General features: G+C 41.7%; 22 protein-coding genes. 6 read left to right on the forward strand and 16 right to left on the reverse strand.

The window, feature by feature from the left end; genetic code table 11:
- Positions 1 to 11: 11 nt before the first annotated feature.
- Positions 12 to 2,105 carry a flagellar biosynthesis protein FlhA gene (gene flhA / locus RH40_RS04505; RefSeq protein WP_009600184.1) on the reverse strand — a complete coding sequence of 698 codons (2,094 nt, stop codon included), beginning with the start codon at positions 2,103 to 2,105 and terminating at the stop codon, positions 12 to 14.
- A 305-nt stretch (positions 2,106 to 2,410) separates the two neighbouring features.
- Entirely contained in the window at positions 2,411 to 2,875 is a 465-nt protein-coding gene (sixA, locus tag RH40_RS04510) for a phosphohistidine phosphatase SixA (protein WP_009600185.1), read from the reverse strand.
- Between the two features lie 285 nt (positions 2,876 to 3,160).
- Between sixA and RH40_RS04515 the strand changes: the two genes are divergently transcribed.
- Entirely contained in the window at positions 3,161 to 5,935 is a 2,775-nt protein-coding gene (locus RH40_RS04515; RefSeq protein WP_009600186.1) for an insulinase family protein, read from the forward strand.
- A 12-nt stretch (positions 5,936 to 5,947) separates the two neighbouring features.
- On the opposite strand, the gene RH40_RS04520 is transcribed toward RH40_RS04515, so the two are convergent.
- Positions 5,948 to 6,547: a VOC family protein gene (locus RH40_RS04520; RefSeq protein WP_009600187.1), complete on the reverse strand. Its 600-nt coding sequence runs from the start codon at positions 6,545 to 6,547 to the stop codon at positions 5,948 to 5,950.
- 385 nt (positions 6,548 to 6,932) lie between these two features.
- Between RH40_RS04520 and argS the strand changes: the two genes are divergently transcribed.
- Both argS and RH40_RS04530 read left to right on the forward strand, forming a co-directional pair.
- A complete protein-coding gene (gene argS, locus RH40_RS04525) occupies positions 6,933 to 8,666 on the forward strand; it encodes an arginine--tRNA ligase (RefSeq protein ID WP_009600188.1) in 1,734 nt (577 codons plus the stop codon).
- Positions 8,667 to 8,735: 69 nt separating this feature from the next.
- Positions 8,736 to 9,164 (forward strand): HIT domain-containing protein, encoded by a 429-nt coding sequence (locus RH40_RS04530; RefSeq protein WP_009600189.1) that lies wholly within the window; start codon positions 8,736 to 8,738, stop codon positions 9,162 to 9,164.
- 35 nt (positions 9,165 to 9,199) lie between these two features.
- On the opposite strand, the gene RH40_RS20250 is transcribed toward RH40_RS04530, so the two are convergent.
- Positions 9,200 to 9,391: a hypothetical protein gene (locus tag RH40_RS20250; protein WP_081454969.1), complete on the reverse strand. Its 192-nt coding sequence runs from the start codon at positions 9,389 to 9,391 to the stop codon at positions 9,200 to 9,202.
- 182 nt (positions 9,392 to 9,573) lie between these two features.
- Here RH40_RS20250 and RH40_RS04535 point away from each other — a divergent pair, with 182 nt between their 5' ends.
- Complete coding sequence (locus RH40_RS04535; protein ID WP_009600190.1) at positions 9,574 to 10,080, forward strand: YqhA family protein; 507 nt, start codon at positions 9,574 to 9,576, stop codon at positions 10,078 to 10,080.
- 44 nt (positions 10,081 to 10,124) lie between these two features.
- Here RH40_RS04535 and RH40_RS04540 read toward each other — a convergent pair whose 3' ends face one another.
- The 5 genes from RH40_RS04540 to znuA form a co-directional block, all read right to left on the reverse strand.
- A complete protein-coding gene (locus RH40_RS04540; protein WP_009600191.1) occupies positions 10,125 to 10,355 on the reverse strand; it encodes a FeoC-like transcriptional regulator in 231 nt (76 codons plus the stop codon).
- Positions 10,352 to 12,628 carry a Fe(2+) transporter permease subunit FeoB gene (gene feoB, locus RH40_RS04545; RefSeq protein WP_009600192.1) on the reverse strand — a complete coding sequence of 759 codons (2,277 nt, stop codon included), beginning with the start codon at positions 12,626 to 12,628 and terminating at the stop codon, positions 10,352 to 10,354. Before feoB ends, RH40_RS04540 begins: the two co-directional genes overlap by 4 nt.
- Entirely contained in the window at positions 12,628 to 12,855 is a 228-nt protein-coding gene (locus RH40_RS04550; protein ID WP_009600193.1) for a FeoA family protein, read from the reverse strand. Before RH40_RS04550 ends, feoB begins: the two co-directional genes overlap by 1 nt.
- A 585-nt stretch (positions 12,856 to 13,440) precedes the next feature.
- Positions 13,441 to 16,722, reverse strand: a complete 3,282-nt coding sequence (locus RH40_RS04555; protein ID WP_009600194.1) for an AraC family transcriptional regulator — start codon at positions 16,720 to 16,722, stop codon at positions 13,441 to 13,443.
- Positions 16,723 to 16,918: 196 nt separating this feature from the next.
- Positions 16,919 to 17,794 carry a zinc ABC transporter substrate-binding protein ZnuA gene (gene znuA / locus RH40_RS04560; RefSeq protein WP_009600195.1) on the reverse strand — a complete coding sequence of 292 codons (876 nt, stop codon included), beginning with the start codon at positions 17,792 to 17,794 and terminating at the stop codon, positions 16,919 to 16,921.
- 81 nt (positions 17,795 to 17,875) lie between these two features.
- On the opposite strand from znuA, the gene znuC reads away from it, so the two are divergent.
- Positions 17,876 to 18,661, forward strand: a complete 786-nt coding sequence (znuC, locus tag RH40_RS04565; RefSeq protein ID WP_009600196.1) for a zinc ABC transporter ATP-binding protein ZnuC — start codon at positions 17,876 to 17,878, stop codon at positions 18,659 to 18,661.
- On the forward strand, positions 18,654 to 19,439 hold the full coding sequence (gene znuB / locus RH40_RS04570) for a zinc ABC transporter permease subunit ZnuB (protein WP_009600197.1): 786 nt from the start codon (positions 18,654 to 18,656) through the stop codon (positions 19,437 to 19,439). Before znuC ends, znuB begins: the two co-directional genes overlap by 8 nt.
- A gap of 51 nt (positions 19,440 to 19,490) precedes the next feature.
- On the opposite strand, the gene purF is transcribed toward znuB, so the two are convergent.
- From purF to RH40_RS04605, 7 genes are all read right to left on the reverse strand, one after another.
- Positions 19,491 to 21,005 (reverse strand): amidophosphoribosyltransferase, encoded by a 1,515-nt coding sequence (gene purF / locus RH40_RS04575; RefSeq protein WP_009600198.1) that lies wholly within the window; start codon positions 21,003 to 21,005, stop codon positions 19,491 to 19,493.
- Between the two features lie 19 nt (positions 21,006 to 21,024).
- Positions 21,025 to 21,531: a CvpA family protein gene (locus RH40_RS04580; RefSeq protein WP_009600199.1), complete on the reverse strand. Its 507-nt coding sequence runs from the start codon at positions 21,529 to 21,531 to the stop codon at positions 21,025 to 21,027.
- A gap of 61 nt (positions 21,532 to 21,592) precedes the next feature.
- Complete coding sequence (locus tag RH40_RS04585) at positions 21,593 to 22,132, reverse strand: SPOR domain-containing protein (RefSeq protein WP_009600200.1); 540 nt, start codon at positions 22,130 to 22,132, stop codon at positions 21,593 to 21,595.
- Positions 22,122 to 23,399, reverse strand: coding sequence for a bifunctional tetrahydrofolate synthase/dihydrofolate synthase (gene folC, locus RH40_RS04590; RefSeq protein ID WP_009600201.1), 1,278 nt, complete (start codon positions 23,397 to 23,399; stop codon positions 22,122 to 22,124). The genes RH40_RS04585 and folC overlap by 11 nt, the downstream gene beginning before the upstream one ends.
- A gap of 44 nt (positions 23,400 to 23,443) precedes the next feature.
- A complete protein-coding gene (accD, locus tag RH40_RS04595) occupies positions 23,444 to 24,370 on the reverse strand; it encodes an acetyl-CoA carboxylase, carboxyltransferase subunit beta (protein WP_009600202.1) in 927 nt (308 codons plus the stop codon).
- A 178-nt stretch (positions 24,371 to 24,548) separates the two neighbouring features.
- A complete protein-coding gene (gene truA / locus RH40_RS04600; RefSeq protein ID WP_009600203.1) occupies positions 24,549 to 25,343 on the reverse strand; it encodes a tRNA pseudouridine(38-40) synthase TruA in 795 nt (264 codons plus the stop codon).
- Between the two features lie 80 nt (positions 25,344 to 25,423).
- On the reverse strand, positions 25,424 to 26,636 hold a 1,213-nt coding region (locus RH40_RS04605; protein ID WP_009600204.1), incomplete at its 5' end, for a FimV/HubP family polar landmark protein.

The following is a 26,636-nucleotide window of genomic DNA, read 5'->3' on the forward strand; positions in this document are numbered from 1 at the left end:
ACGTACTAGCATTAGTTCCCTACAGCTTGAACAATGCGGATTTGTTTCTCGTCAGGAATTTCCTGATAAGAAAGCACTCTTAAAGAAGGAATCGTATTTTTCACAAATTTGGCCAACGTGGAGCGTAACACTCCAGATGTCAATAGAACGGCAGGCTCTCCTTTCAATTCTTGCTCTTGAGTTGCATTACTCAAAGAAGATTGAAGCCTCTCTGCCAGTCCCGGTTCGATCCCTGCTGATTCACCACCAGAGGCTTGCATTGTTTGATGCAATATTTGTTCCAGCTCTGGAATAAGGGTTATCACCGGAAGTTCAGGCTCTATACCATTGATTTCTTGGACAATTAATCGTTTCAATGAGATACGAACAGCAGCCGTCAATATGTCGGCTTCTTGACTTTTACTCGAATATTCAGACAAGGTTTGTACTATGGTTCGGATGTCACGGATAGGAACAGCCTCATTGAGTAAGTTTTGTAACACTTTAACGACAACTCCAAGTTGGAGTTGATCAGGAACAAAACTTTCCACTAATTTAGGTGTACTGCGCCCCAGCATCTCAAGTAGATTCTGAACCTCTTCATGACCTATCAAGAGTGATGCATTATTGGTCAATAGTTGACTCAAGTGCGTGGCAAGCACAGTCGACGAATCAACCACGGTGTAACCCAACGCTTGCGCGTGCTCACGTTGCTCTTCTTTGATCCAAGTTGCTTCCAGACCAAATGCAGGATCAATTGTAGGTTCACCCTCTATCATCCCATAAACCTGTCCAGGGTTGATAGCCAGTTCCATATCTGGCTTGATTTCAGCCTCACCAACAGCAACCCCCATCAGAGTAATGCGATAGCTGTTCGGCGTTAATTCAAGGTTATCCCTGATGTGTACCGCTGGGATCAAGAAACCAAAGTCTTGAGATAACTTTTTACGTACACCCTTCACGCGCTCAAGTAATTCACCACCTTGGTCTTTATCAACCAATGGGATGAGTCGGTAACCTACCTCTAAGCCAACAACATCGACAGGTTGAACATCGTCCCATGATAGCTCTTTCTGAGTAGGTGTATCTTGCTCAATTTCTGCTGGAACATTCTTCGCTTCTATTGCTTTCTTATTCTTGCGATGGATCCAGTAGGCTCCACCCGCAGAGATAAGCGCAAGTAACAAAAAAGCAAAGTGAGGCATTCCAGGGACTATGCCCATTACGCCCAAAATACCCGCAGTTATCATTAGAGCTTTAGGGTTATCGAACATTTGGAACACGACTTGCTGACCCATATCTTCGTCGGTATTTTGGCGAGTCACCATGATGGCCGCACCAATCGAGAGTAAAAGAGATGGGATTTGGGCGACTAGACCGTCTCCTATCGTGAGCAGTGTGTAAATTTTTAGTGCTTCATTAAAACCTAAATCATATTGAATCATACCAATGGATAGACCACCGATAATATTGATGAAAAGAATTAAAATACCAGCAATTGCATCACCCTTCACAAACTTTGATGCACCATCCATCGAACCATAAAAGTCTGCCTCTTTCGTCACTTCTTGACGACGTAACCTAGCTTGATCTTGATCAATTAAGCCGGCATTCAAATCGGCATCTATCGCCATTTGCTTACCGGGTAACGCATCCAAGGTAAAGCGTGCACTGACCTCTGAAATCCGCCCAGCCCCCTTGGTAACCACCATAAAGTTGATGATCATTAAAATTAAGAAAACAACTAAACCAACCGCGTAATTCCCGCCGATAACGACGCTTCCGAAAGCTTCAATAACCTTACCGGCTGAACCTGAGCCTTCATGACCATAAAGTAAAACAACACGAGTAGAAGCCACATTTAAAGCAAGCCGAAGTAGCGTGGAAATCAGTAGCACAGTGGGAAAAGCTGCGAAATCCAGAGGTCTTCTTGTGTAAACAGTGACAAGTAGGACAACCATCGCTAATGCGATGTTAAAAGTGAAGAATAAATCGAGTAGGAACGCTGGGATTGGTAAAATAACCATCGCCAATGTCGCCAGTACCATAATGGGCGCGCCTACAGCTGGCATCGCCCTCTGTGGAATGGGTGGTAATTTATTAGCAAATGGGATGGAGAATTTCATAGTCAAATACGCGTTCAAATCTTCTAACAAAATCCGTTGACGACCGGAGATGCAATATCCAGTCCATCAAAGCCGTCAAATTTATGGCATACCTGTCCAAGAGACTTCCAGATTCTGGGTTCAGGAAAAATAACGATATTGACTAGACCTCTTCTTAGGAGGTTGACGACAGAATTAACTCAGTTATGTCATCGTAAAGGGTAGGCTCTTTCACTTTTCGGACTTTATCACTCATTTACAATTTCAAAGAATCAGCCTTATCAAGGCGACAACTCAGACAAGCGCTTGGAGATAGCTTGAGCCCATTAGACATTCATTTCCGCAATGATATGGCCCTTTTGTTTGTCAGGGCAATACTCAATACCCATCAACCCTGACGTTGAAAACATCGGTGGTGAAATATCTGCGATAAGTTCAGCAGCGATATAACCAACGAGTGGTAAGTGAGATACGATCAACAGAGTTTGCACATTATGTAAATCAGCGAGTGCACTTATATAACTCACGACTTGCTCGGCATCACCGTAGGGGGTGATATCCTCACATGTCTCATAATGTCCAACCGATAAATATGCAGAAATTTCGTGCCAAGTTTGCTGCGCTCTAATGTAAGGACTAACCAAGACTCGGTCAAAATGTACGTACCCTAACTCCGAGCATTCTCTGGCTATCTCTTGGGATCTCTGCCTACCTTTAAACGTCAGTTGTCTATCTGAATCGCTACTGGCAAATTGCTGTGCTTCACCATGTCGCATTATAAAAACTTTCATTACTGTTCCTTTGGAATAAAGATGAGTCAGAGGGTTCTTCAGGGCTATTTAGATTCATCTACCAATCAACTATCAGCAAAAACCGTAACTTATTTTAGAGGGTTCTATCCTACCAACCTTAAATATCACACAATCGCACTCCCCTCAAAGGCTTCCATCAAGGATTTTGGCGTGATACTTAATTTTTTTCACATATTTGTCAGATAGATAGTTTGATGTCGAGTCTATCTCCGTCATAATTACACTATTATCTATTGACTACATACTTAATTTCGGAGATGTTCCGTGCACATCAGCCCTAACGATACCAACCAATACCGACATATTACGCTATCTAATGGTCTGAGAGTGTTACTGGTTCATGACCATACTGCCAAAAAGTCTGCCGCTGCTGTGGCCGTAAATGTTGGCCACTTTGACGATCCCACCGATCGCCAAGGTTTGTCACATTTTCTCGAGCATATGCTGTTCCTTGGAACAGAGAAATACCCCGAAGTAGGTGACTTTCAAAATTACGTTAGTCAACATGGGGGACAGAATAATGCTTGGACGGGAACAGAACATACTTGCTATTTCTTTGATATATTACCAAATGCTTTCTATCGTGGACTTGATAGGTTTAGCCAATTTTTTATTTCCCCATTGTTTAACCCTGAAGCACTTGATAAAGAGCGCCAAGCGGTTGAGTCAGAATACCGCCTGAAATACAAAGAGGACTCTCGCAGGCTTTATCAGGTTCACAAAGAAGTGATTAATCCAGCTCATCCTTTCAGCAAATTTTCTGTTGGTAATATGGAAACACTGGGCGATCGAAGCGGTGAATCAATCAGACCAGAAATTGTTGAGTTTTATTCCAGTCAGTATTCATCCGACATTATGACATTGGTTTTATTAGGTCCTCAAACTCTCAATGAGCTTGAGAAATGGGCTGACGAACTTTTCTCTGCCATTTCTAATAAAAGTGCAGCAGGGAAAGTCATCAAGGTTCCATACAAAGACTCAAACTCCACTCCTATATTTGTTGCAGTTGAACCACTAAAAGAAATCCGCAAACTTATCGTTACTTTCCCACTACCGAGCATCGACAAGTACTATCGCTCTAAGCCGTTATCTTATATTGCCCACCTACTCGGTTACGAAGGTAAAGGAAGTCTTATGCTTGCTCTTAAAGAAAAAGGCTGGATCACCTCTTTGTCGGCTGGGGGAGGAACAAGCGGAAGTAATTACCGCGAGTTTACAATTAATTGCACACTCACTCTAGATGGTCTCGCTTTTGTTGACAGCATTGTACAGGCTATTTTTAACTTTATTAGCCTGATAAAAACGTCTGGAGTCGAAGAGTGGAGATACCAAGAAAAAAAGTCGGTTCTTGAGGCTGCATTTCAATTCAGAGAGCCAGCGAATGCTTTAGATTTGGTGAGCCACCTCGTCGTCAATATGCAACACTACAGCTCTGAGGACATAATCTATGGCGATTACATGATGATGGAATTCGATGAGGAACAGATTCGTTCACTGCTAGACTTTTTCAATCCGTCCAACATGCGCCTAACTTTACTCTCAAAGGGACAACATTACTCAAACCAAGCAAAATGGTACGATACGCCCTATTCAGTAAGCAAAATTACCGCTTCCCAAATTAAGAATTACACTCACTCAAGTGACCTTGAATTACAATTACCCGAGGCAAATCCTTTTATTTGCAATGTATTAAAGGCAAAACCTCTTGAGACTTTAAACCCAACCCCGACAGTAATCGATGAGTTACCAGGGTTTAAACTTTGGCATATGCAGGATAACGAGTTTAGAGTCCCAAAAGGTGTCGTGTATATTGCTATAGATAGTCCATATGCAGTTTCCAATCCCAGTAATATTGTAAAAACTCGCTTATGCGTAGAGATGTTTCTTGATAGCCTTTCCGTAGATACTTACCAAGCCGAGATAGCGGGCATGGGATACACCATGTATACGCATCAAGGTGGTGTCACATTGACGGTATCAGGATTTACTCAAAAGCAGGAAAAATTAATAAAAACAATATTAGATCGCTTTAATCAAAGAGACTTTGATCCCACACGCTTTGAAAATATAAAAAATCAATTAATGAGGAACTGGAAAAACTCAGCTCAAGACCGTCCACTATCTCAGCTATTCAGCGCATTGACGGGTATTTTACAGCCCAACAATCCTCCATACTCCACTCTGGTAAAGGAACTGGAAATGATTGAAGTTGATGAACTCGCCAGTTTCGTGTCAAATGTACTCGCAACCCTTCATGTTGAGATGTTTGTATTCGGTGACTGGACACAGTCGGACGCACTTTCGTTGGGCACAATGATAAAGGATGCGCTGAGAGTAAAAAATCAACGCTATGAAGAAGCTTTAAGGCCTCTTATTATGCTTGGTAAAAATGGGACGTTTGAACATGAAGTTCGATGTGAACAAGATGACTCTGCAACGGTTGTTTATTATCAATGTGACGACACAAGCCCGCGGAGTATTGCACTTTACTCACTAGCCAATCACTTAATGTCTGCGACATTTTTTCACGAAATTCGGACTAAACAACAGCTAGGCTATATGGTTGGAACTGGTAACCTCCCTCTCAATCGTCACCCAGGTATCGTGCTTTACGTGCAGTCTCCCAAAGTTGCGCCGATTAATTTGATGGCATCCATTGATGAATTTCTCAACGCATTTCACCTGGTACTGATGGAGTTAGACGAATATCAGTGGCACAGCAGCAAAAAAGGCCTCTGGAATCAGATTTCAGTTCCAGATAAAACCCTTAGAGGTCGAGCTCAAAGGCTGTGGGTTGCTATCGGAAATAAAGATCACTTCTTTGACCAAAAAGAAAAAGTTTTGGAAGAACTCAAGAATCTCTCCCGTGCTGATATGATCCGATTTGTTATCGATGAACTGAAACCAAGAACAGCCAACAGACTTATCATGCACAGCAAAGGAAACTCTCACCAAGAAGAAAAAAATCTCGATATTGGAATTCAAATTGGTTCCATAGACGAGTTTCAACTTAGACCAAGGGATATTGAGCTCGGCTAATTGATACCAAAATTACCCTAACTGTTCAGATTCAATAATCTCTCTAAGTGAATGAGGGTGAAGTTTTATACAAATATTATCCCACTTAAACGCAATGGTTGGGTTGGATATTCTTTCACCCTCAGCTTTAGGGCTCGAGAGTTTGATCTCCACTCCAAGCTCCGATAATGAGTGGTATTGTTTTGCAAAATTAGGCAACTTTGTTTGTAAGTCTTCAAGGTATTCATCAGCGGTTTGGGCTGATGAGGGGATGACAAACTCAACATGTTCCCATGTTTGCTCAGGATAGTGCTTTCCTTCTATTGGATAAGGAAGCTCAAGGCACTCAATGTGCCAGTCGCCCCAGAGCAAGGCCTCATCAAATAAAAGTACAATGATTGGACGGCCATTTATACAAGCATTTGAGATAACTGTCCCATGCTTTTGCCACTCACGATGAGCACAGATTGCCAAATCTTGTTCATTGATCCGTAAAGCAATGTGATCAGCCTGAAATGTCGTCAAATCTAACGAGATCAAATCGCTAAGCTGCTTAATTTTTTGCATAAAACCATCTAGCTTTTGCGTCATTTGTTGGGGGGCCAACCCCTTTAAACTCAGCTTAGTTTGCATTTTTATTTTTCCAAAATATTGAATTTTCTATCATATACCCAAGTGACCTCAAGATACGGGATTCAGAGCGATGCCACAGCGTTGAGTGCAAGGAAAACAACGTAGCGAAATTGTGTACTCTTACCACGTTTGGGCGATCATCCTCGCTGAACTTCGCATTTTAAGGTTGCCTGGGTATATTAACAACAGGCTACTCCAAAAGTAGAAAATTTATTATCTCCTCTCTACAAGGCGAGCTCTAAAGTTGTTATCATGTACGAAAATTTATCAAATCAATACAGTATGCGTGAAGTTCCTATTTGGACTCTCGGTGCTTTATGACGTTTCGAGTCAAGCACAAAATTCTGCATAGCTTTTGACTCCAAAGATATTGAAGGAAATACGTTTGAACATCCAAGCACTTATCAACGATAAAGTTTCTCAGGCTCTAGAAGCCGCTGGTGCACCTGCAGGCAGCCCTGCTGCTGTTCGTCAATCAGCAAAGCCTCAGTTTGGTGATTATCAAGCAAATGGCGTAATGGGCGTCGCCAAAAAGTTGGGAATGAACCCTCGCGAGTTCGCACAGAAAGTCATCGACGAACTAAAACTTGACGGTATTGCAAGTAAAACTGAAATTGCAGGCCCCGGCTTCATTAATATCTTTTTGAGTGAGGAGTTTCTTGCCACACAAGCGGACTATGCTCTAAGCGATGATAGACTCGGTATTGACAAAGAGAAACAGCAGACGGTTGTTACAGACTATTCAGCACCTAATGTCGCCAAAGAAATGGCGGTTCATCATATCCGCTCCACTGTAATTGGAGACGCTGTCACTCGCACGTTGGAGTTTCTAGGGCACAAAGTAATTAGAGCCAATCATATTGGCGACTGGGGAACTCAATTTGGCATGCTCATTGCCAACTTAGAGCGTGTCCAGCAAGAGTCTGGTGAAGTTTCAATGGAGCTCTCTGACCTCGAAGCATTCTATCGTGATTCAAAAAAACTCTTTGATGAAGATGAAGCCTTTGCAACTAAAGCAAGGAACTATGTTGTAAAACTGCAAAGTGGTGATGAATACTGCGCTGGTATGTGGAAAAAGCTGGTTGATATCACCATGATCCAAAACCAACGTAACTATGACCGCCTGAATGTTTCTCTCAGTCGCGATGATGTCATGGGAGAGAGTATGTATAACGACATGCTCGGTGGTATTGTTGCTGACTTGAAGAAAAAAGGATTAGTTGAGGAGGATGAGGGCGCACAAGTTGTTTTCCTTGATGAATTCAAAAACAAAGATGGCGAACCAATGGGCGTCATAGTGCAAAAAAGCGACGGTGGGTTCCTATACACAACGACCGATATTGCATGTGCGAAATACCGTTATGAGACATTAGGTGCCAATAGAGTGCTGTATTTCATAGACTCTCGTCAGCACCAGCATTTAATGCAAGCTTGGACTATCGTGCGTAAAGCAGGTTATATCCCCGAAAATGTAACATTAGAACACCATGCTTTTGGTATGATGCTGGGTAAAGATGGTAAGCCTTTCAAAACTCGTGCTGGCGGCTCAGTCAAACTGACAGACCTGTTAGATGAAGCAGAAGAGCGTGCAGCAAAACTGATTGAATCAAAAAATCCCCAACTCAGTGCCGAAGAAAAAACAGCTATCGCAAACACGGTTGCTATGGCAGCGGTTAAATACGCAGACCTATCAAAGCATAGAACAACGGACTATGTTTTTGATTGGGACAATATGCTAGCTTTTGAGGGAAATACAGCACCTTACATGCAGTATGCCTATACTCGCGTAGCATCAATCTTTGCTAAAGCCGAAATTTCTATGGACTCTTTGCAAGGCGACATAAAAATTGTGGATGAAAAAGAAAAAGCACTCATTACCAAACTTCTACAGTTTGAGGAAGCCGTTAAGGCAGTAGCAAGTGAAGGCTTACCTCACGTTTTATGTACCTATTTATTTGAGTTGGCAGGGCAGTTCTCTAGCTTCTACGAAGCTTGTCCAATACTCAATAATGAAGATGAGTCAATCAAGCAAAGTCGTTTAAAGCTAGCAGCCTTAACCGCAAAGACAATAAAACAAGGCTTAGATTTACTCGGTATCGAAACTTTGGAACGTATGTAACCCAATAGTACTATCCTACCTAAAAGGTTGGTTTTTAGACCAACCTTTTTTATACAAAGAGGACCAGTTATGAGTTTTCAGCTCCACCCACAACTCGCCAAAGATACAACGATTATTGGACATTTCCCATTATGTTTGGTTCTCCTTCATAGAGACAATGTAGCCCCCTGGATCATTCTGGTTCCAAAGCGCTCAGAAATGAAAGAACTACATCACTTGCCCATGCAAGAACAACAGCAATTTTTAATTGAATCTCAGGCTATTAGCCAAGCATTAGAAGCTCTCTTTCAGCCGGATAAAATCAATTTAGGGGCACTCGGCAACCTAGTTCCACAGCTACATATCCATCACATTGCCCGCCACATTAATGATATGGCCTGGCCTAGACCTATTTGGGGTAATACAAAAGGGGAATTCAGAACGGAAGAAGAACAAAAAAGAATGCAAGCCCAAGTTTCTAGCTTACTCTCTCTCAGTAACATTTTTACTCCAGCTTAATCGAGTTAAATGTAGAAATCCTCCTCAAGCAACTCCTAGTTAACTTGGGTATACCCAAGTGACTTCAAAATGCAGTATTCAGAGCGATGCCACAGTGTTGAGTTCAAGGAAAATAACGCAGCGTAATAGTCGATTCTTACCAAGTTAGTTGACGATGAAATCGACGCTGTGGCACGCTCCCGAAGGGCGAGTTGTCTTGCTTTACATACGTCGTTACCGATTTTCAATTTAGATGACTAGATTTTCAAATCGTTGCCTTGCCTGTCAAGCAAGCCAGTCTCGCTGAACCTAGCATCTTGAGGTTACTTGGGTATATACCCTGACAATGTAATAGTCTTTTTTAAAAATACCCATTATCACGCAACAAATTTTCCCCTAGAATTGCTGGCTTAGAATTAGAGGAAAGTTTATGAGTCAAAGTACATTTTATTATTTTCGTTACATCAGTTGGATTGCAATTATTTGTTCTCTCGCAGGCTCAGCACTCCTATTTGTCATTGGTGCAGAGAAGTCATACTCAGCCTTCGCTGTTTTTCTATTTGACCAAGCGCCATCGCCACAACTTAAACATTTAGATAGTGCCGACATCGCAATTAGTTATATCACCAAATCTTTAGATACCTTTCTCGTTGCTTTAGTTCTATTTATCTTCGCTCATGGCATCTTCACTTTATTTATAAAAAATGGTTCTGAAGATAACACTAAGAGCGTATTAAGTTGGGTGAAAACTCCAAATATGGGGCATCTCAAGAATAAGTTAACCGAAGTGATCATCGTTATCCTATTCGTAAAATTTCTTGAGCTAGTATTGATAGAGTTCGACCAATTATCTTGGGAAATACTTATTCTTCCCTTAGCTATCTTACTTCTATGTATTGGTATAAAACTGCTTGGCCTAGGACAAGGCGGAGAGTGACATCGCTCGATATATAGGTATACCAAAAGCGATGCCAAGCGTGTTTACATACTGACGGTTAGCGCAATGGCATTATCTGCTACCAATGTATAGCGAACCCTCTTCACTCGGTCTCTTTGGTCAGTATCCACTAGCCGAGAGATCGAGCCTTTCTTTATCCAGACGGACATCATAGCATCAACACCATCCTCACTAAGGCCAAACTCTCGGGCAAGTTCTTTGCGTGACACGCATACTTTACTCGCAATGTATTGTTTTAACTCAGTTAGGATCATATTCCTTGCTCCTGAAAGGTATTTTGTTGCCTTTTACCTTCAGCTCGAAGAGCTAAAAATGTGGCGATCCCGAGCCCTATAATTCCCAAGATCCACGTAGCACTGGTTAAGGGTGAGAGCATAAAATGAGTCGCTTGGTAGTACAGTGTTGCTCCGGCATAGGCAAGTCCCATTGTCCAGACTGCAATAAAACGAGCATATCTTGCCCCAAACTCTCGCACATACGCTCCCATTGCAGCAACACACGGTGTATACAATAGGATAAATATCAGGTAAGCAAATGCCGCATTACCCGAAACAAAATAGCTTTTTATATTACCAAATATTGTAGTGTCTACTTCTTGGTCTTCAGCGACGGCTTGGGCATCTGTCAGATCACCAACTTCAATGCCCAGTGGGTCCGAATAACTCAAATCAGCTAAGTTTTCAGGAATAGACATCACAGCATCTTTTAAACTACCCCACAAATCGTAGTCTTGATCGCCATCACTTGCCTGAGCATACAGGCTGTTTAGCGTACCAACGACGGCCTCTTTTGCAAAAATACCGGTAATTATACCCACAGTTGCGGGCCAGTTATCTTCCTTTATACCAATCGGCGCAAAAATTGGCGTCACTATTTGAGCAGTTTTGGAGAGCACAGATTTTTCACTATTTTCATTACCAAAAGTTCCGTCAATACCCAGTGAATTGAAAAAGCTCAGTAAGGTAACAACAAGCACAATGGTTTTACCAGCACCAAGCACAAACCGCTTGAGTTTTTGCCACATCTTAATAATGACATTACGAACCGTAGGTAACTCGTAGTCTGGCATTTCCATGACTAAACTGTCACTTGACCCGGGATAAATGGTTTTTTTCAAAATAAGGCCTGTAAATACAGCTGCAACAATACCTAATAAGTAGAGTGCGAATACTATGTTTTGCCCATTTTGGGGGAAGAACGCTGCTGCAAAGAGTGCATATACAGGCAGACGGGCCCCACATGACATAAAGGGAGCCATAGAGGCCGCGAGTTTTCGTTCTCTTTCTTGATCTAAAGTCCGAGTTGCCATGATAGAAGGTACATTACAGCCGAAACCCAAGACCAAAGGCACAAAAGCCTTACCAGGTAAACCAACTTTCTGCATAACCTTATCTAGCACAAACGCAGCCCGAGACATGTAGCCAGAGCTTTCAAGTACCGCGAGAAACAGATATAAACATGCGATGACAGGTATAAAGGTAGCAACTGTCTGTATACCACCTCCAATACCATCGGCAAGAAGAGTGACAAGCCAAATAGGTAAATGCTCATCCAATAAGTAATGTCCACCATCAACAAGAACTGCGCCAACACTGATATCAAAAAAATCAATAAAAGCACTACCAACATTAATCGCAAACATAAACATCAGATACATGATGCAAAAGAAGAATGGAATGCCCACCCACTTATTGAGAATAATATTGTCTACTCGCTCAGTAAAGCTACGACTCAGCCTACCCTCTGTGCGCCTGACTCTTTTACACTGCTGATGGAGATATGTGTACTTTACATCTGCAACAGTTAAATCGATATCCAACGTAAGTGAACTTCTAACTTGCTCAACCAAGGCTCTCTCTTTAGGCGACAACGAATTTATGACTAATAAATCATTTTCTAGAGCTCGAATCGCCAGCGCGCGGGGTACGACCTCTGACTCCTTGCCAAAACTAGGTAGTAAAGTATTAATCGCACTTTCTAAATCTTTTCCATAATCCAAACGCAATTCATTTGCTGCGATGCCTTGTATGAGAGACTTATGAATTTTCTCTTTAAGTAACTGGACTTGCTCTTTGTTGTTTGCTGATATTGCAAATACCGGACAACCCAATATGACCTCAAGCTTTTGCACATCAATCTTCTGACCTTCACGTCTCAGAGCATCCATTTTATTCAAAATAACAATCATTGGTCGACCAAGCTCACGCAATTGCAAGGTCATATAGAGACTTCTTTCAAGGCAAGTTACATCGACAACATTCACTATCAAATCTGTCGGATGTGTTAAAACGGCTCTTGATGCTATTGATTCATCAATACTGTTTGCATCATTTCCACTATCCAACGCATAGATACCTGGTAAATCTGTTAACAGGAATTGATCCCCTGAATGAGTGTATCGTCCAGTTTTTTTCTCAACAGTCACTCCTGCCCAGTTACCTACCTGTTGCTTCGAACCAGTTAGACCATTGAATAAAGTCGTTTTTCCGCTATTGGGATTACCAACGGTGAGTACTCTATATTCCATTACGCCACCTCGACCGAAATTAATTCAGCAATATTCACTCTAACAGCCAAAGAAACGTCACGAACTTCTACCTGTATAGGATCACCCATTGGTGCTCGTCTGATAATTGTTACCTCTGTTTGAGGCAAAAGCCCCATAATCATGAGCTTTTTTCTTATGTCTTTAGACAGTGAACCAAAGCCAGAAATAGTACCCTTCTGACCTGGTTGGAGTTGAGAGAGTTTCATAGCGAAGCCAGTGTAATGTTAATTATTTTAATCGGTTGATTTTTAATCGACACCAAGGTAACTCGACAGTAGATGTATAGCGTACGCCCGCTATCATCTCAGTTGATTGTTAGCTGACGATTCGAGTCAAATCTGACGCTGTTTATATCAGACAGCGTACTTTTGATGTCAGAGAACTGAAAAAAGATTAGGAATAATAAACATTTTCATTTTCATTGATAAAAAAACAAAAAAGAAATATTATGAACCACTCTGTTAATAAAAACGTTAAAACTGTCATCGTTAAAAACGTCAAAAAAGCGGCTTAACTATAATTTTTTTCACTCAGCTATTTTAAGAGCTGCTTTTGCATCAAAAATAAACCATTAATAACAGCAGGTTACATAGTGTCGCTTTTATCGTAGCATATTGTCGCTTATTTTATGTAGCAAAAATATATCACTCGCTATAGTTACAGGCGTCGGGAGTAGTCAACCAACGACACAATTTTTAACACCAGATGTGGCAGTTACATGTCACTCAGGCAGCAAGCGAAGGTGTCCTTGACACCCGTGGTATAGCCATGGCTATACCACGATAATTTTTTTATAAGACCATGCTCCCTTCTACTTTCTCTTCTCTCTCTTCGACGAACTGTGTCGGAGAAGCTCCAAACTTACTCTTAAAGCGCTGACTAAAATAAGAGGGATCGTTAAACCCACAACAAAAAGCAACTTCCGAGACTTTTTGGCCTTTCACTAACATTTGACCAGCTTTAACTAGGCGAACATCATTAAGGTATTCTGTAAATGTTTGTTGGAAATGTAATTTGAAACGGCGCTGTAAGCTTCGCTCAGACATAAAAAGCAATTTAGCAGCTGTGGTTGTGCCAAAATCTGCATCCGCATAACGTTTTTCAACCAAATGAAATACTCTATCCAACCATTGTTGATCTTGTGAAATATGTTTTTCTTTCTGAGCAATCTGCAACGGTTGAGTTGATGCTACTGGCCAGCTTATCTCAAAGCCCATGATTTGGTCACAATCATAAATATTTATCTTCCCACCACTAAGTAACACAAGCTCTTCAATAGCTCGCTTTAACTCAAGAAACGGCTGCAAAGAAAGGCTGTCCGCCTCAGCCATTGTAAACGAACAAACGACTCGTCGTTCACGTTGCCGCAGGCCTATAAAAATCCTTGCCCCCTGATTAACCTTCAGGGCAAATGAATCAAAAATGACATTAAAAATTTGATCGAGATTAAACCGAGTCAGTTGAACATAGAGTTCCCTATCAGAATCTAAAACAATATTTACCCCATTGTTGGATAATTCCACACGCCAAGTTTCTATAACACAATCAATAATCATAGTGAGACTATAGGCCTGCATAATTGGGTCTGGATTATGGGCAGAATGAATGAGTTGCTTTAAGCCCTCCATTGAGTGTTCTATTTCATTTGTATACCTTTTATCTAAAGGAGATAAACATTTAGTTGTATCGCTTACTTTAGAAATACATTTTGTGTATATCAGCCCTCTCAACAGATAATTCTTCCTCAACATACTCTCGGCTGCTTTCAAAGTAAGGCTCTGATGTTCTAGTTGAATGATCTTTGAAGTAAGCTTTTCACATTTTTGAGTTTTCAAACGGTATAAATGCGTTAGGTAAACTAAGCATAGGCAAAATAGAATACCTATAAGGACAGAGGTGAACAAAAGAGGGGAATAAGAACCTCGATAAACACTCTGATTTATTGAAAAACTAAAAGGCGTTGAATAGGTCCATTTTGAGGTATTGATGCGCCTTGCTCTTATCTCCAACTGGTAATCCCCTGGACCAAGGTTCTCAAAAACGAGACTTCGCCCCAAGAGGTTACGCCAAGTTTCCCCAAGACGATATTCAATTACGACTCTTGGCATTTCTGGAAAAAAGCCAACTTTAAAAGTGAGCGGTGTTCCGAGTGCCAAGACAAAACTTTGACTCTTATCCGATGCCGTGGCTTCCAGCTGACCACTTTGATTAACCAGACTAATAACGCCATTTAAACCTTGCCGTTGATCTTCAATAATCTGGCTTTCATTTATTTCAACGAAACCTTCTCTGTCCCCAATAATTAACGAATCGTTCCCATTGCTACTGCATATACTGCCACTCACAACATCGTTGTTTAATCCAAGTTCCTGACCATAATAACGCCTTACCTCACCCTTTAAATCGTAGAGAGCCAATCCAGAAGTAGAGGACAACCATATGCCGTTATCATCTCGCCACGAACAGGTATGGGCTGACTTGGGAAATTGAAGTAATAAAGGCTCTACCTTTTCGGTTTTAAGAGACACGCGATAAAAACCAAATTGCGCAGCTACCCACAGATTTTTATCCTTTGTAATAACAATATCAGACACGTGGCCATAAGATCGACTATCAACAATAAAACTAATATGTCCCTTTTTGACGATATACAGCCCGTGTGCTGTTCCAAGGATTACTTCACCAGAATCAGAACTCAAAAGGTGAGTAACACTTGCTAGAGTTTCCCTCTCAATCAACCAATCATGTTCATAAGTTAACAGGAGTTTTGCCTCAAAGTTGTATGTCCAAAGCCGGTTTTGGCTAATACCCCATAACTGAGTAAGGCCATCAATAGCAACCTTTTCAATACTGTTCTCCGACAAAAAATGAGGAAGACCTAATGAGACTACCCTCTCACTTTTAGTATCTAAATAAACCAGCCCATTATTTGTTGCAATCCACAAAGCTCCATTCGCCATATCAACGTCATTGATATTCCCCGTAAAAATTAATTTGGCAGAGGGTGCATTTCCAAAGCTAAGTTTGAAGACGCTTTTATTGGTAATGAGCCAATATTGGCTTGAACCCTCAATATTGATGAGTCGTAGCGGCTTTTCCTCTACCTTCAAAAATTTAAGCTGATCATATTTAAAACGCTCGATAGAGATAGATTGCGTTGGGTAGTGATAAAGATTATTTTCTGTAGCTAGCCATATTCCGGTCACTGTATCATTGAGAAGGTCAAAAACTTGCGCTCCTTGTAGTAATCTTCTTTTATTATCGAAATCTGACTTATCGACAAGTAGTACACCTGAACTTGTTCCGAACCAATAGTTTCTTTCACTTTCAGTTATGCTAGATACTTTATTCTGTGTATCTAGCATAACCATCTGATATTGTTTATTAATATCAACTAAAAACGCCCCTCCTTCGCCACCAGCAAGCAGATATTGCTTATCTTGTGTTGCGTAGAGAACTTCTATGGCGCCATTTTCGTTTCCAGAAATTGGAGCGACCGTAGAGCCATTAAAACGAAAAATACCAATATTGGTTGCCAATACCCAATTTGATGCAATAAATTCTGCGTCACTGATCTTTACCCCAGAGACGTTGGAGAATTGATAGAGCTCTCTGAGTGATAACGCAGTTAACTGAGCGTTTTTCATGTTGTAAAAATAGAAATTATTCTGGTCTGATAACCAAATGTAATCCTCGGAGCTTCCCATACTGTTAATTTCTGCAGTGGCAGGCAACTTGAATATCATTTGCCCTCCCCTATCATATTGACTCCGGTAAACGAGGTTACTTGAGACATACCAAAGCTCGTCGTAAATATGAGTAGTTATTTTGGGGGCCGCTGCGGGGTCGCCTTTTTTCAGGGCTATCGCACTATGACCGTCAAAAAAAAAGCGTTGATCGAAGATATCCGTTATCCAGATTCCTCCTCCTTGAGCGCGGAAGATATCTTTTATAACGAGAGACTCTCCCTGATAATCTATCTCAAGAGGTAATAAAGATTCTGATGAAATGGGGCTAGCCAAAGTACAGGATGTGTGCAGGAGAAGGAAAAATGCGAGTAGCGCTTTTACCACTGAATTTGTTTCCTAATAATAGGTGTAAGATGAAGGTATAAGCCACAGACTAGCTACACCTATAATTTTTTCCCTAATTATCATAGATTTCTTGCTGCTTTTACAGGTGAAGTTACCAAAAGAGTATAGGCTTTTCTGGTAGCTTCACACTTAAATCAATCCTTAGTGATAGATTGAAATTTAGTAACGATTGCGTTTATTTTGTAAGGCACTTTTCGAAGCTATCGGCTAACGTCTGTTTAAACTTAAAGTATCCTCCAGGCGAGGCTTCAATGGATGAACCAAGTGGATCTAAAACACCTTTATTTACATCACTTCCTCGCACAACGGAATCAATGACAGCCGGGGTAAATTGTGGCTCAGAAAAAACACATCGCGCTTTTCCTGAAGATAAAGTGCTACGGATTGCTATCAAAGTTTTGGCTCCGGGCTTTCGTTCAGGGCTCACGGTAAAATGTCCCAATTGCTTCAAACCGAAATCATCCTCGAAGTAACCGTATGCATCATGGAAGACGTAGTAGCCTTGAGAGCGAACATTTTCTAACTGAGCTTGTATCTGCTTATTTTGTTCAAAGAGCTTTTCTGAAAAAGCATCAAAATTCTTCTGGTACTCGTGACTATGTTTTGCATCAAGCTTTGCTAGCTTCTGTGAAATTGCTTTTGCTACCTGCAGAGTCGGCTTGTAGCCTAACCAAAAATGTGGGTCATGATGGCCATGGTGATGACCGTCATCATGATGTTCAGATTCAAACTCTCTTAAATCTAAGTCTTCTAATGAACTTAAAGCTAAAACATTGTCTTGGCCAGCTAGTGTTTTGGTAAGGAATGCTTCCAAGTTGGGGCCAAACCAAATCACAAGGTCAGATCCACGAATCTTCTTTACATCTGACGGCTTAAGGGCATAATCATGGGGTGATGTATTCGTACCAAGCAACACTTCTGGTGTTGACACACCCTTGGTAATTTCTAATGTAATTAATTGGATTGGCTTAATGCTCGTCAACACTGATGCTGCATTCGCCGACATGGTGCTTGCAATAAAGAGACTGCAAGCGAATAAAATACGTTTCATAAATCTCAAGTACTAACTCTGGTTATCAGGAACCTCAAATGTTACATTATAACATTAATCAATTGCAAATGAGTTCTATTCATGTCGATCCTAGTTGAGCTCGATAACATTTTCGTTCAATTTAATGAACGAGTCATCCTAGACAAGATTAATTTAACAATAAAAAAGGGTGAAATAACTACTCTAATTGGACCAAATGGTGCAGGAAAATCGACATTAGTCAGAGTATTGCTAGGACTACAACGTCAATTTCAAGGCTCAATAAAAAAGTCGCCAAAACTCAGAATTGGCTATGTCCCGCAAAAATTAAAGCTTAATGATACGCTCCCACTAAATGTTGAGAAATTTCTTCTTCTGGCCGGGAAATACAGCAAACAAGAAATAAATAATGCGCTTAACCTTGTTGGAGCGGAGCACCTTTTGCACTGCAATATGCATGCGCTCTCTGGAGGAGAGAATCAACGCGTATTGCTAGCAAGAGCTTTATTAAGACGACCAGAACTCTTGGTTCTTGACGAGCCAGCTCAGGGAGTCGATGTGCAGGGACAAATAGATCTTTATGACCTAATTGACAAGATCAGACATCGTTTTGGCTGCGCTGTATTTATGGTTTCACATGATTTACATCTTGTCATGGCGAAAACTGATGATGTAATTTGCCTTCATCATCATATTTGTTGCTCTGGTGCACCTGCAGATATCGCACAACACCCAAAATACATTGCTTTGTTTGGAAATGCTCACCAGCAATCTCTGGCATTTTATCACCATCAACACAACCATCATCATCACGATCTCGCTGGCCAACCAGTTTCTGGCCAAGCAGAAAATTGTTCGCATCATTCTCACGGTCATCACCATGATTGAATTTCTACTCCCCTCTTTATTTGCTGGGCTCGGAATTGCCTGTATCGCTGGTCCACTTGGTTCATTTGTCGTGTGGCGAAGAATGGCTTACTTTGGTGATACACTTGCTCATGCTTCACTAATGGGCCTCGCTCTAGGCTTCCTACTTGATATCAATCTCTACCTTGCGCTAACCATTTGCTGCCTTGCCTTAGCGGTCATTTTGGTAACGCTACAAAAACAAAGGTTGGTCGCAACAGATACACTACTTGGAATACTTGCCCATAGCGCATTATCACTTGGCCTCGTTTCGGTTAGTTTTCTTGATGATGTCAGAATTGACCTAATGAGTTACCTATTTGGTGACCTCCTCGCTGTAACACCAGGTGACCTAATCTACATTTATCTTGGCGCCGCAGTGATTGGTTTTGTTATGCTGATATTTTGGCGCTCTTTACTATCAACAACGGTGAATGAAGAGCTTGCTGCCGTTGAGGGCCACAATACGGACCTTATGCGCTTAATTCTAATGCTTATGGTGGGATTGGTTATTGCGATTGGTATGAAGTTCGTTGGCGCATTGATTATGACTTCGCTGTTGATAATACCTGCTGCGACCGCGCGTCGGTTCGCAAATACGCCAGAACAAATGGCATTACTAGCTTCAGCTTTAGGTTCTTTGTCTGTCATCTTGGGATTAGCGCTGTCATGGCATTTTGATACACCAGCAGGGCCATCTGTTGTTCTTAGCGCAGCAGCATTGTTTTTGCTCAGTCAAGCGAAAAAAATTCAGAGTTAAAAGAATATGCCGATATTCAAAGAGCCTTCAAGGCTCTTTGAATTTTTTTAACTATGCGCCCTCGTTGTGAAGTTCAAGGTTCGCGAGGTCTTGCTGAATTTCACGCTGTATTTTTGCATCATCACTTCGTAAGGATTCAAGATAATCAAGGTATTTTTGGTCGATATCTCCAGTCACATACTGTCCCGTAAATACCGATGCCTCAAACACTTCTATTTCTGGGTTACCGCAACCAACAGCACCAACAAGATCATCAATTGTTTGGAATATTAACTCATCCGCACCTATTTGTTGGCAAATCGATTGGTTATCCCTTCCGTGTGCGATAAGCTCACTTGCGCTTGGCATATCTATACCATAGACATTGGGAAAGCGTACTTCAGGAGCAGCAGATACCATATAAACTTTGTTTGCTCCAGAGTCCCGCGCCATCTCAATAATTTGTTCTGAGGTCGTTCCTCGAACAATTGAATCATCGACAAGCAATACGTTTTTACCTTTAAACTCTGAACGTATTGCATTGAGTTTTCGGCGTACTGACTTCTTACGCTGTTGTTGACCTGGCATGATAAATGTTCTGCCAACATAACGATTCTTCACGAAGCCCTGACGATAAGGAATATCTATAGCCTGAGCAATTTGCAAAGCGATATCACAAGACGTTTCAGGGATCGGGATAACCACATCAATATCAAGATGTGAATATTCATCTCGAATTCTCTTACCGAGTTTTTTGCCCATTTCAACCCTAGCACTATAAACAGAAATTTTGTCTATGAAAGAGTCTGGCCTAGCAAAGTAGACAAACTCAAAAATACAAGGATTAAGGACTGGATTATCAGCACATTGATGCGTGTGAAGCTCACCCTCAAAAGTAATATACACTGCTTCCCCAGGAGCAATATCTCTCACAAAATCAAAACCAACAGCATCAAGAGCAACCGATTCAGAAGCAACCATGTATTCAGTTACCTCACCCACGTCGCGTTTACCCAGACAAAGAGGACGGATCCCATTTGGGTCTCTAAAGGCCACCATTCCATGACCTATGATTAATGCAGAAACAGCATAAGCACCTTTGATTGTCCGATGAACATTTGTCACGGCACGAAAAACATCTTCCGCTGCAACGTTTCCTTTCACAGTATCAATTTCATGCGCCAGAACATTAAGTAATATTTCAGAATCAGAAGTTGTGTTTACATGGCGACGGTCTTTTATAAATAACTTCTCGCGAACTTCCGACGCATTAGTTAGGTTACCGTTGTGGGCAAGTGAAATACCAAAAGGAGAGTTGACATAAAATGGTTGAGCTTCAGATGCACTTGAGCTTCCAGCAGTTGGATAACGGACATGGCCTATTCCAACGTCACCTTGTAGCCTTTGCATGTGCTTTGCTTCAAATACATCTTTCACTAAGCCATTCGCTTTCCTCAAACGAAAACGATTGCTTTCTATGGTACAAATACCCGCAGCATCTTGGCCACGGTGCTGTAATACGGTCAACGCATCATAGATAGACTGGTTTACAGGCGAAGCGCCTACGATCCCTACAATACCGCACATGTCCTAACCCTCAATATATTCAGTGACTGATGTGCTCCTGCACACCAGATAAAAAACTGGATGTTGATTGCAAGTGTTCAAAGAAAGGGGCAATCACTCGGCTAAACTCTGGAACCAATTGTGAACCTCTCCACCACTGTGAATCTGGAAATGATGTAAACGTATCCATAAAAAAAAGTGCCGCAGAAACAATCAATATGCCGCGTACCCCACCAAAAACGACACCAAGCACTCGATCTGTACCCGATAAACCTGTTTTCTCAACCAATTGAGAGATAACGTAGTTTATCAGCGCACCAACAAGTAGTGTTGCAATAAACAACGCAGCAATAGCAGCACCGTTTCTAAACATCTCATCTTTGATGTTTGTAAAATACACAGCAAGTTTAGTGTAATAATGACTTGCCACAAAAAAAGCACCAAACCAAATTACTAGCGACAATGCTTCTTTGGCAAAGCCACGAACCAAACTAATAAGTGCCGAAATACTAACGACACACAAAATGATTATATCTAAAGGATTCATCTTCAATCACATCTCATAGCGAGGGCATTCTAACAGAAAAAATGCTGACGCAAACGTTTTCTTAAGGATTTATTGGCTTAAATTTCAGCAACTGACCTTTTGAGCCTGTTATTTTCTCCAATTCAACAATTTGTTTTTCGAGTTTAGTCTTTGATACATTAGGACCAATGATAACGCGGGTAAAGCCGTTTTCTGGCTTAACATGCGCCTGATAACCTCGTTTTTGCAAATCTTTTACTAAGTTACGCGCATTATCAGCATTTTTTAGTGCCATCAATTGAATTATCCAGGCACTTTCCTGAAAATCTACCTTATCTGGCTGTTCTTGAACTGCGACCTCTAAAGGCTCTTCGCTATTGCTTTCTTTTGGCTCTGGTGATTTGAGAACTACGGGTGATGGAGGAAGTTCTTCTATACTGGTTTCAGGATCAACAACCTCATAACTCTCAAGTTCACTATCAAGCTCAGGTTTTATAGGGATGCTCACGACCCCCTCTTGATAATGTACTTTCTGACCATCTAGTATATCGGGAAGAACAATCACTCCTATTGAAACCAAGACTATCGTTCCCACTAATCGATTCTGAAACTTACTCGCCATTTATTTCTCTCTTTTCTTGCCAGTACTCTAAAATTGCTCCGACAGTATGGAATGAGCCAACAACCAGTATGACATCATCAGCATTAGCGTTTGTCAGTGCGGCTTCAAAAGCCTCTACTGGTGTATCATATAGTTCGGTGTCCGATGGAAGGTACTGTGCGAGCTGTTGCGCTGTCGCTGCACGTTCGACGTGTAGTGAAGCAGGATACCAGTAGTGAGAACTAGGGGTAAGAGCAGCAAGAGTTTGAGCTATATCTTTGTCATGAAGCATAGCTACCACCGTGTGAATAGTCTTGCCTTGATACTTGTCATGTAAACTACTAGCTAAATAATCTGCTGAGTGAGGATTGTGGGCAACATCCAATAATACAACCGGATCGGTGCTAACTTGCTGCATCCGCCCAGATAGCCTCGCTTTATTTAGACCAGAGACAATATCAACATCGGAGATATTTAGATTAGCTTTAGCTAAAGCCATCAGAGCCGTCGCCGCATTTTGAACAGGCAAATTAGGCAGTGGTAGGTTTTCAAGGCAAAAACTACCATGTGACCATTGCCATGACGATCTGCTCGTTTGCTGGTAGTCGTATTGGATCCCTACTTGATACAACTCTGAGCCAATATCGTCAGCGTGAGCAGCAACGGTTGAGGGAGCACATGGCTGGCCACAAATAGCAGGTCTATGGGGTCTAAAAATTCCCGCTTTTTCATAACCAATCACATTGATATCATCTCCAAGCCAATCGACATGGTCAATCGCTAAGCTGGTGATGACTGAAACATCATGGTCAACAACATTTGTCGCATCTAGGCGCCCACCAAGGCCAACTTCAAGTAATACAATGTCGACATTTTCAACAAGGAAAAGTCTAAGAGCGGCTAGTGTACCATATTCAAAAAAACTTAAGCTGGTATCACCGCGTTGCTGCTCAATAAATGAAAACGCTGAGATATGACTTTCATCATTCAACTCAGATCCATTAATGCGGACACGCTCATTGTATTTTATTAAGTGAGGAGAGCTGTAAACGCCAACTCTATAACCTGCTTCAATAAGAATGGCTTCCATCAAAGCGCATGTAGAGCCTTTACCGTTGGTACCGGCAACGGTGATAACGGTCGGTGCAGGCTTTAAAAGACCCGCTTCGCTTGCAACTTTTTGCACTCGCTCTAGGCCTAGATCAATAGAGGAACTGTGGATATTTACTAAATAATCAAGCCACACAGATAATTCTGATGTGGCTTGAGGAATGTGTATTTGACTCATCTAACTTTAACCAGACATGTTTGGTTGAATGCTATTGAGCTACTTTACCCTTTTTCTTTGGCTTCGGGTACTGAGTAAGGCGCATCTTTTGGCGAATCGTTAACAGAAACAACCAATGGTGATGGTTTATTAGTCATCTTGGCCATTAAACTTCCAATACGATGACGCATTTCACGCCTGTCGACTATCATATCGATAGCACCATGCTCCAGCAAAAATTCACTGCGTTGGAAGCCTTCTGGCAAATCTTCCCGAACGGTCTGCTCGATTACACGGCGTCCTGCAAAACCTATTAGTGCTTTGGGCTCACCGATATTAATATCACCCAGCATAGCTAAACTGGCTGAAACACCGCCCATAGTAGGGTCAGTCATAACAGAAACAAACGGCAGCCCTTTCTTAGAAAGGCGCTCAAGAGCAGCACTTGTCTTAGCCATTTGCATCAGAGACATAAGGGCTTCTTGCATACGTGCACCACCACTGGCTGAAAAGCACACCAAGCCACAATTACTTTCAATCGCTGTTTCTACAGCACGAACAAAACGTGCACCAACAACGGAGCCCATAGATCCGGCCATGAAAGAGAAGTCAAATGCACAAGCAACGATAGGCTGACCGAGAAGTTCACCTTTTATAACGACTAAGGCATCTTTCTCTCCACTGGATTTTTGAGCAGCCGTAATGCGGTCTTTATACTTCTTGGAATCTTTGAACTTGAGTTTATCTTGTGGTTCGAGTTCGTCGGCGATTTCGACACGGTTGGCATCATCTAAAAATGTTTCCAAACGACGACGAGCTTTGATTCTCATATGATGGTCACATTTAGGACACACATCCAGATTCCGCTCTAACTCGGCATGATAAAGTACTTGTTCACACGATGTACATTTAGTCCATACACCCTCTGGTATCGATGCTTTTCGTGAACTAACTATGTTGCTTTTCTCTAAAATTTTTTCAAGCCAACTCATGGAAGACCTTTTCTCTCTATTCCCCTGCAGAAGTGCATAGGATACAAATTCTTAATTTACGCGTGGAGGATTAAAGCACATTAAATGCCAAGTGTAGACAAAAAACTGGTTGTACCTATTCCACAGTAAGATTATTAAATAACTAAGATACTGACTTATCAGACTTAATGATTCTCATTTAGTTCAGTTCGTCTGGCAAAAATAAAGGTCCCAAAGGTACAACAGGAAGCCCAAATTCAACAGGGTAATCAACATCGACAAGATACAGACCTTCCGCTTTGGCTGTTGCTCCGGCCTGTTTACGATCCTTGATAGCAAGCAAGTCCCTTATCCACTCTGGTTTTTTTTCACCACGCCCTACAACAAGCAAACTACCAACAATATTTCTTACCATATGATGAACAAAGGCATTAGCTTTAATATCTACAACGATATATTTACCGTGGCTAGTAACATTTAAATGCATCAAGTTACGCCACGGACTTTTTGACTGGCAGTGCGTTGCACGAAATGACGTAAAATCATTTTCACCCAATAAATATTGCCCAGCTTTGTGCATCTGAGTTACATCTAGATCTCCGTGGTAATGGCTCACACCAGAAGAAAGGATTCCTGGACGCAAAGCATCATTGAAAATTAAATAACGATAGCGTCTAGCCGTCGCTGAAAATCGAGCATGAAACTCATCCGGTACTTCTTTTGCCCATCTGACCGCAATATCTTTAGGTAAATTTGCATTTGCACCCATAGTCCATGCGACAGCTTTTCGAGATGCTGTTGTCTCAAAATGAACGATCTGTCCAGTACCATGAACACCTGCATCAGTCCTACCGGCGCACTGGACCTCAACTTTATGATTTGCAACAATACTTAAAGCTTTTTCCAAACATTCTTGGACACTTTTCACTTCTTTTTGACGCTGCCAACCAAAATATTGAGATCCGTTATATTCAATACCTAATGCGATTTTCACAGAACTTATTACCTAACTGTTATTGGGCCGTAATTATATAACAAAAAAAGTAGCTCCTAAACCATACCCAATCAATAGTTTCACACCGTATTGTTATTTATGTCATCAATGAGCTTTTTGGCTTCTTGGCGAATCTCATCACTACCGTCAACAATGGCTTCTTCCAATAGCTTTATCGCACCTTTCGAGTCATTCATTTCGACATATATTTTAGCGAGGTCTAACTTCCCAGCAGCCTCAGAGTTTGCGTCAATATCATCATTCACATCCCCAATATCACCAATAATGTCCGGAAATTCATTTAGCCCAACATCTAACTTAAGCTCTTCATCAACAGATTGTTCTTCTTCAGATTCAACTTCTGCCATAAGCTCATCGATCGTTTTAAACTCACTTTCTTGAGGCTGAAAGTCGTCTAGGTCGTCTTGGTCTTCCCAATTTTCCTCACTGGCCTGCTCTTGAGCATGCTCTTGATCCCAAATTTCACGCTCAGAGTCTGGAATTTCATCAGATATTTCAGCCTTTTGCTCTGGCGAGAGGTGGAAACCATTCCAGTCTTCACCAATCTCTAGCATGGCCTCAATGTCCATTCCAGCGCTATCCGATACTTCAGAGCTGATCTCTTTATCTAGATGAGGAGAAACATTTAAATCACTTGATTCTGAGAGCAGCTCATTAAAAGCTTTTTCATCATACTGCTGATTTGCAATATCAAGCTCATCCAGTGGCTCATCAGTAGACCCATCCTCAAGTTCATACACTGGTGATGAAGCATCTGCTGACTCTACTGCCTCACTAGACAACGATGAATCTATCGGTTCATCGATAGCTACCTCTGGCTCAGCCGATGCTTCCGGTGAAGGTTCGCTGTCTGCAAGCGCTTCTTCTTCGCCATATTCTGGTAGCTCATGCTCATTGAACTCCACCAATTCTTCAGCTTCGTTCAGTGATGCTGTGTCTATCGGTTCATCGATAGCTGCCTCTGGCTCAGCCGATGCTTCCAGTAAAGGTTCGCTGTCTGCAAGCGCTTCTTCTTCGCCGTATTCTGGTAACTCAAGCTCATCGAACTCCACCAATTCTTCAGCTTCGTTCAGTGACGCTGTGTCTATCGGTTCATCGATAGCTGTCTCTGGCTTTAAAGGCTCTTCGCTAACATCAGGGACTTCAAACTCTTCTTCGACTAACTCAGCGTCCAGCTCGTCAACGGCCGCTGGTTCAGCGTCGACAGGCTCTTCACTAACATCAGGAACGTCAAACTCTTCTTCGACTAGCTCAGCGTCTAGCTCGTCAACG

The sequence above is a fragment of the Vibrio caribbeanicus ATCC BAA-2122 genome, from assembly GCF_000165125.1.
Classification (GTDB): Bacteria; Pseudomonadota; Gammaproteobacteria; order Enterobacterales; family Vibrionaceae; genus Vibrio; species Vibrio caribbeanicus.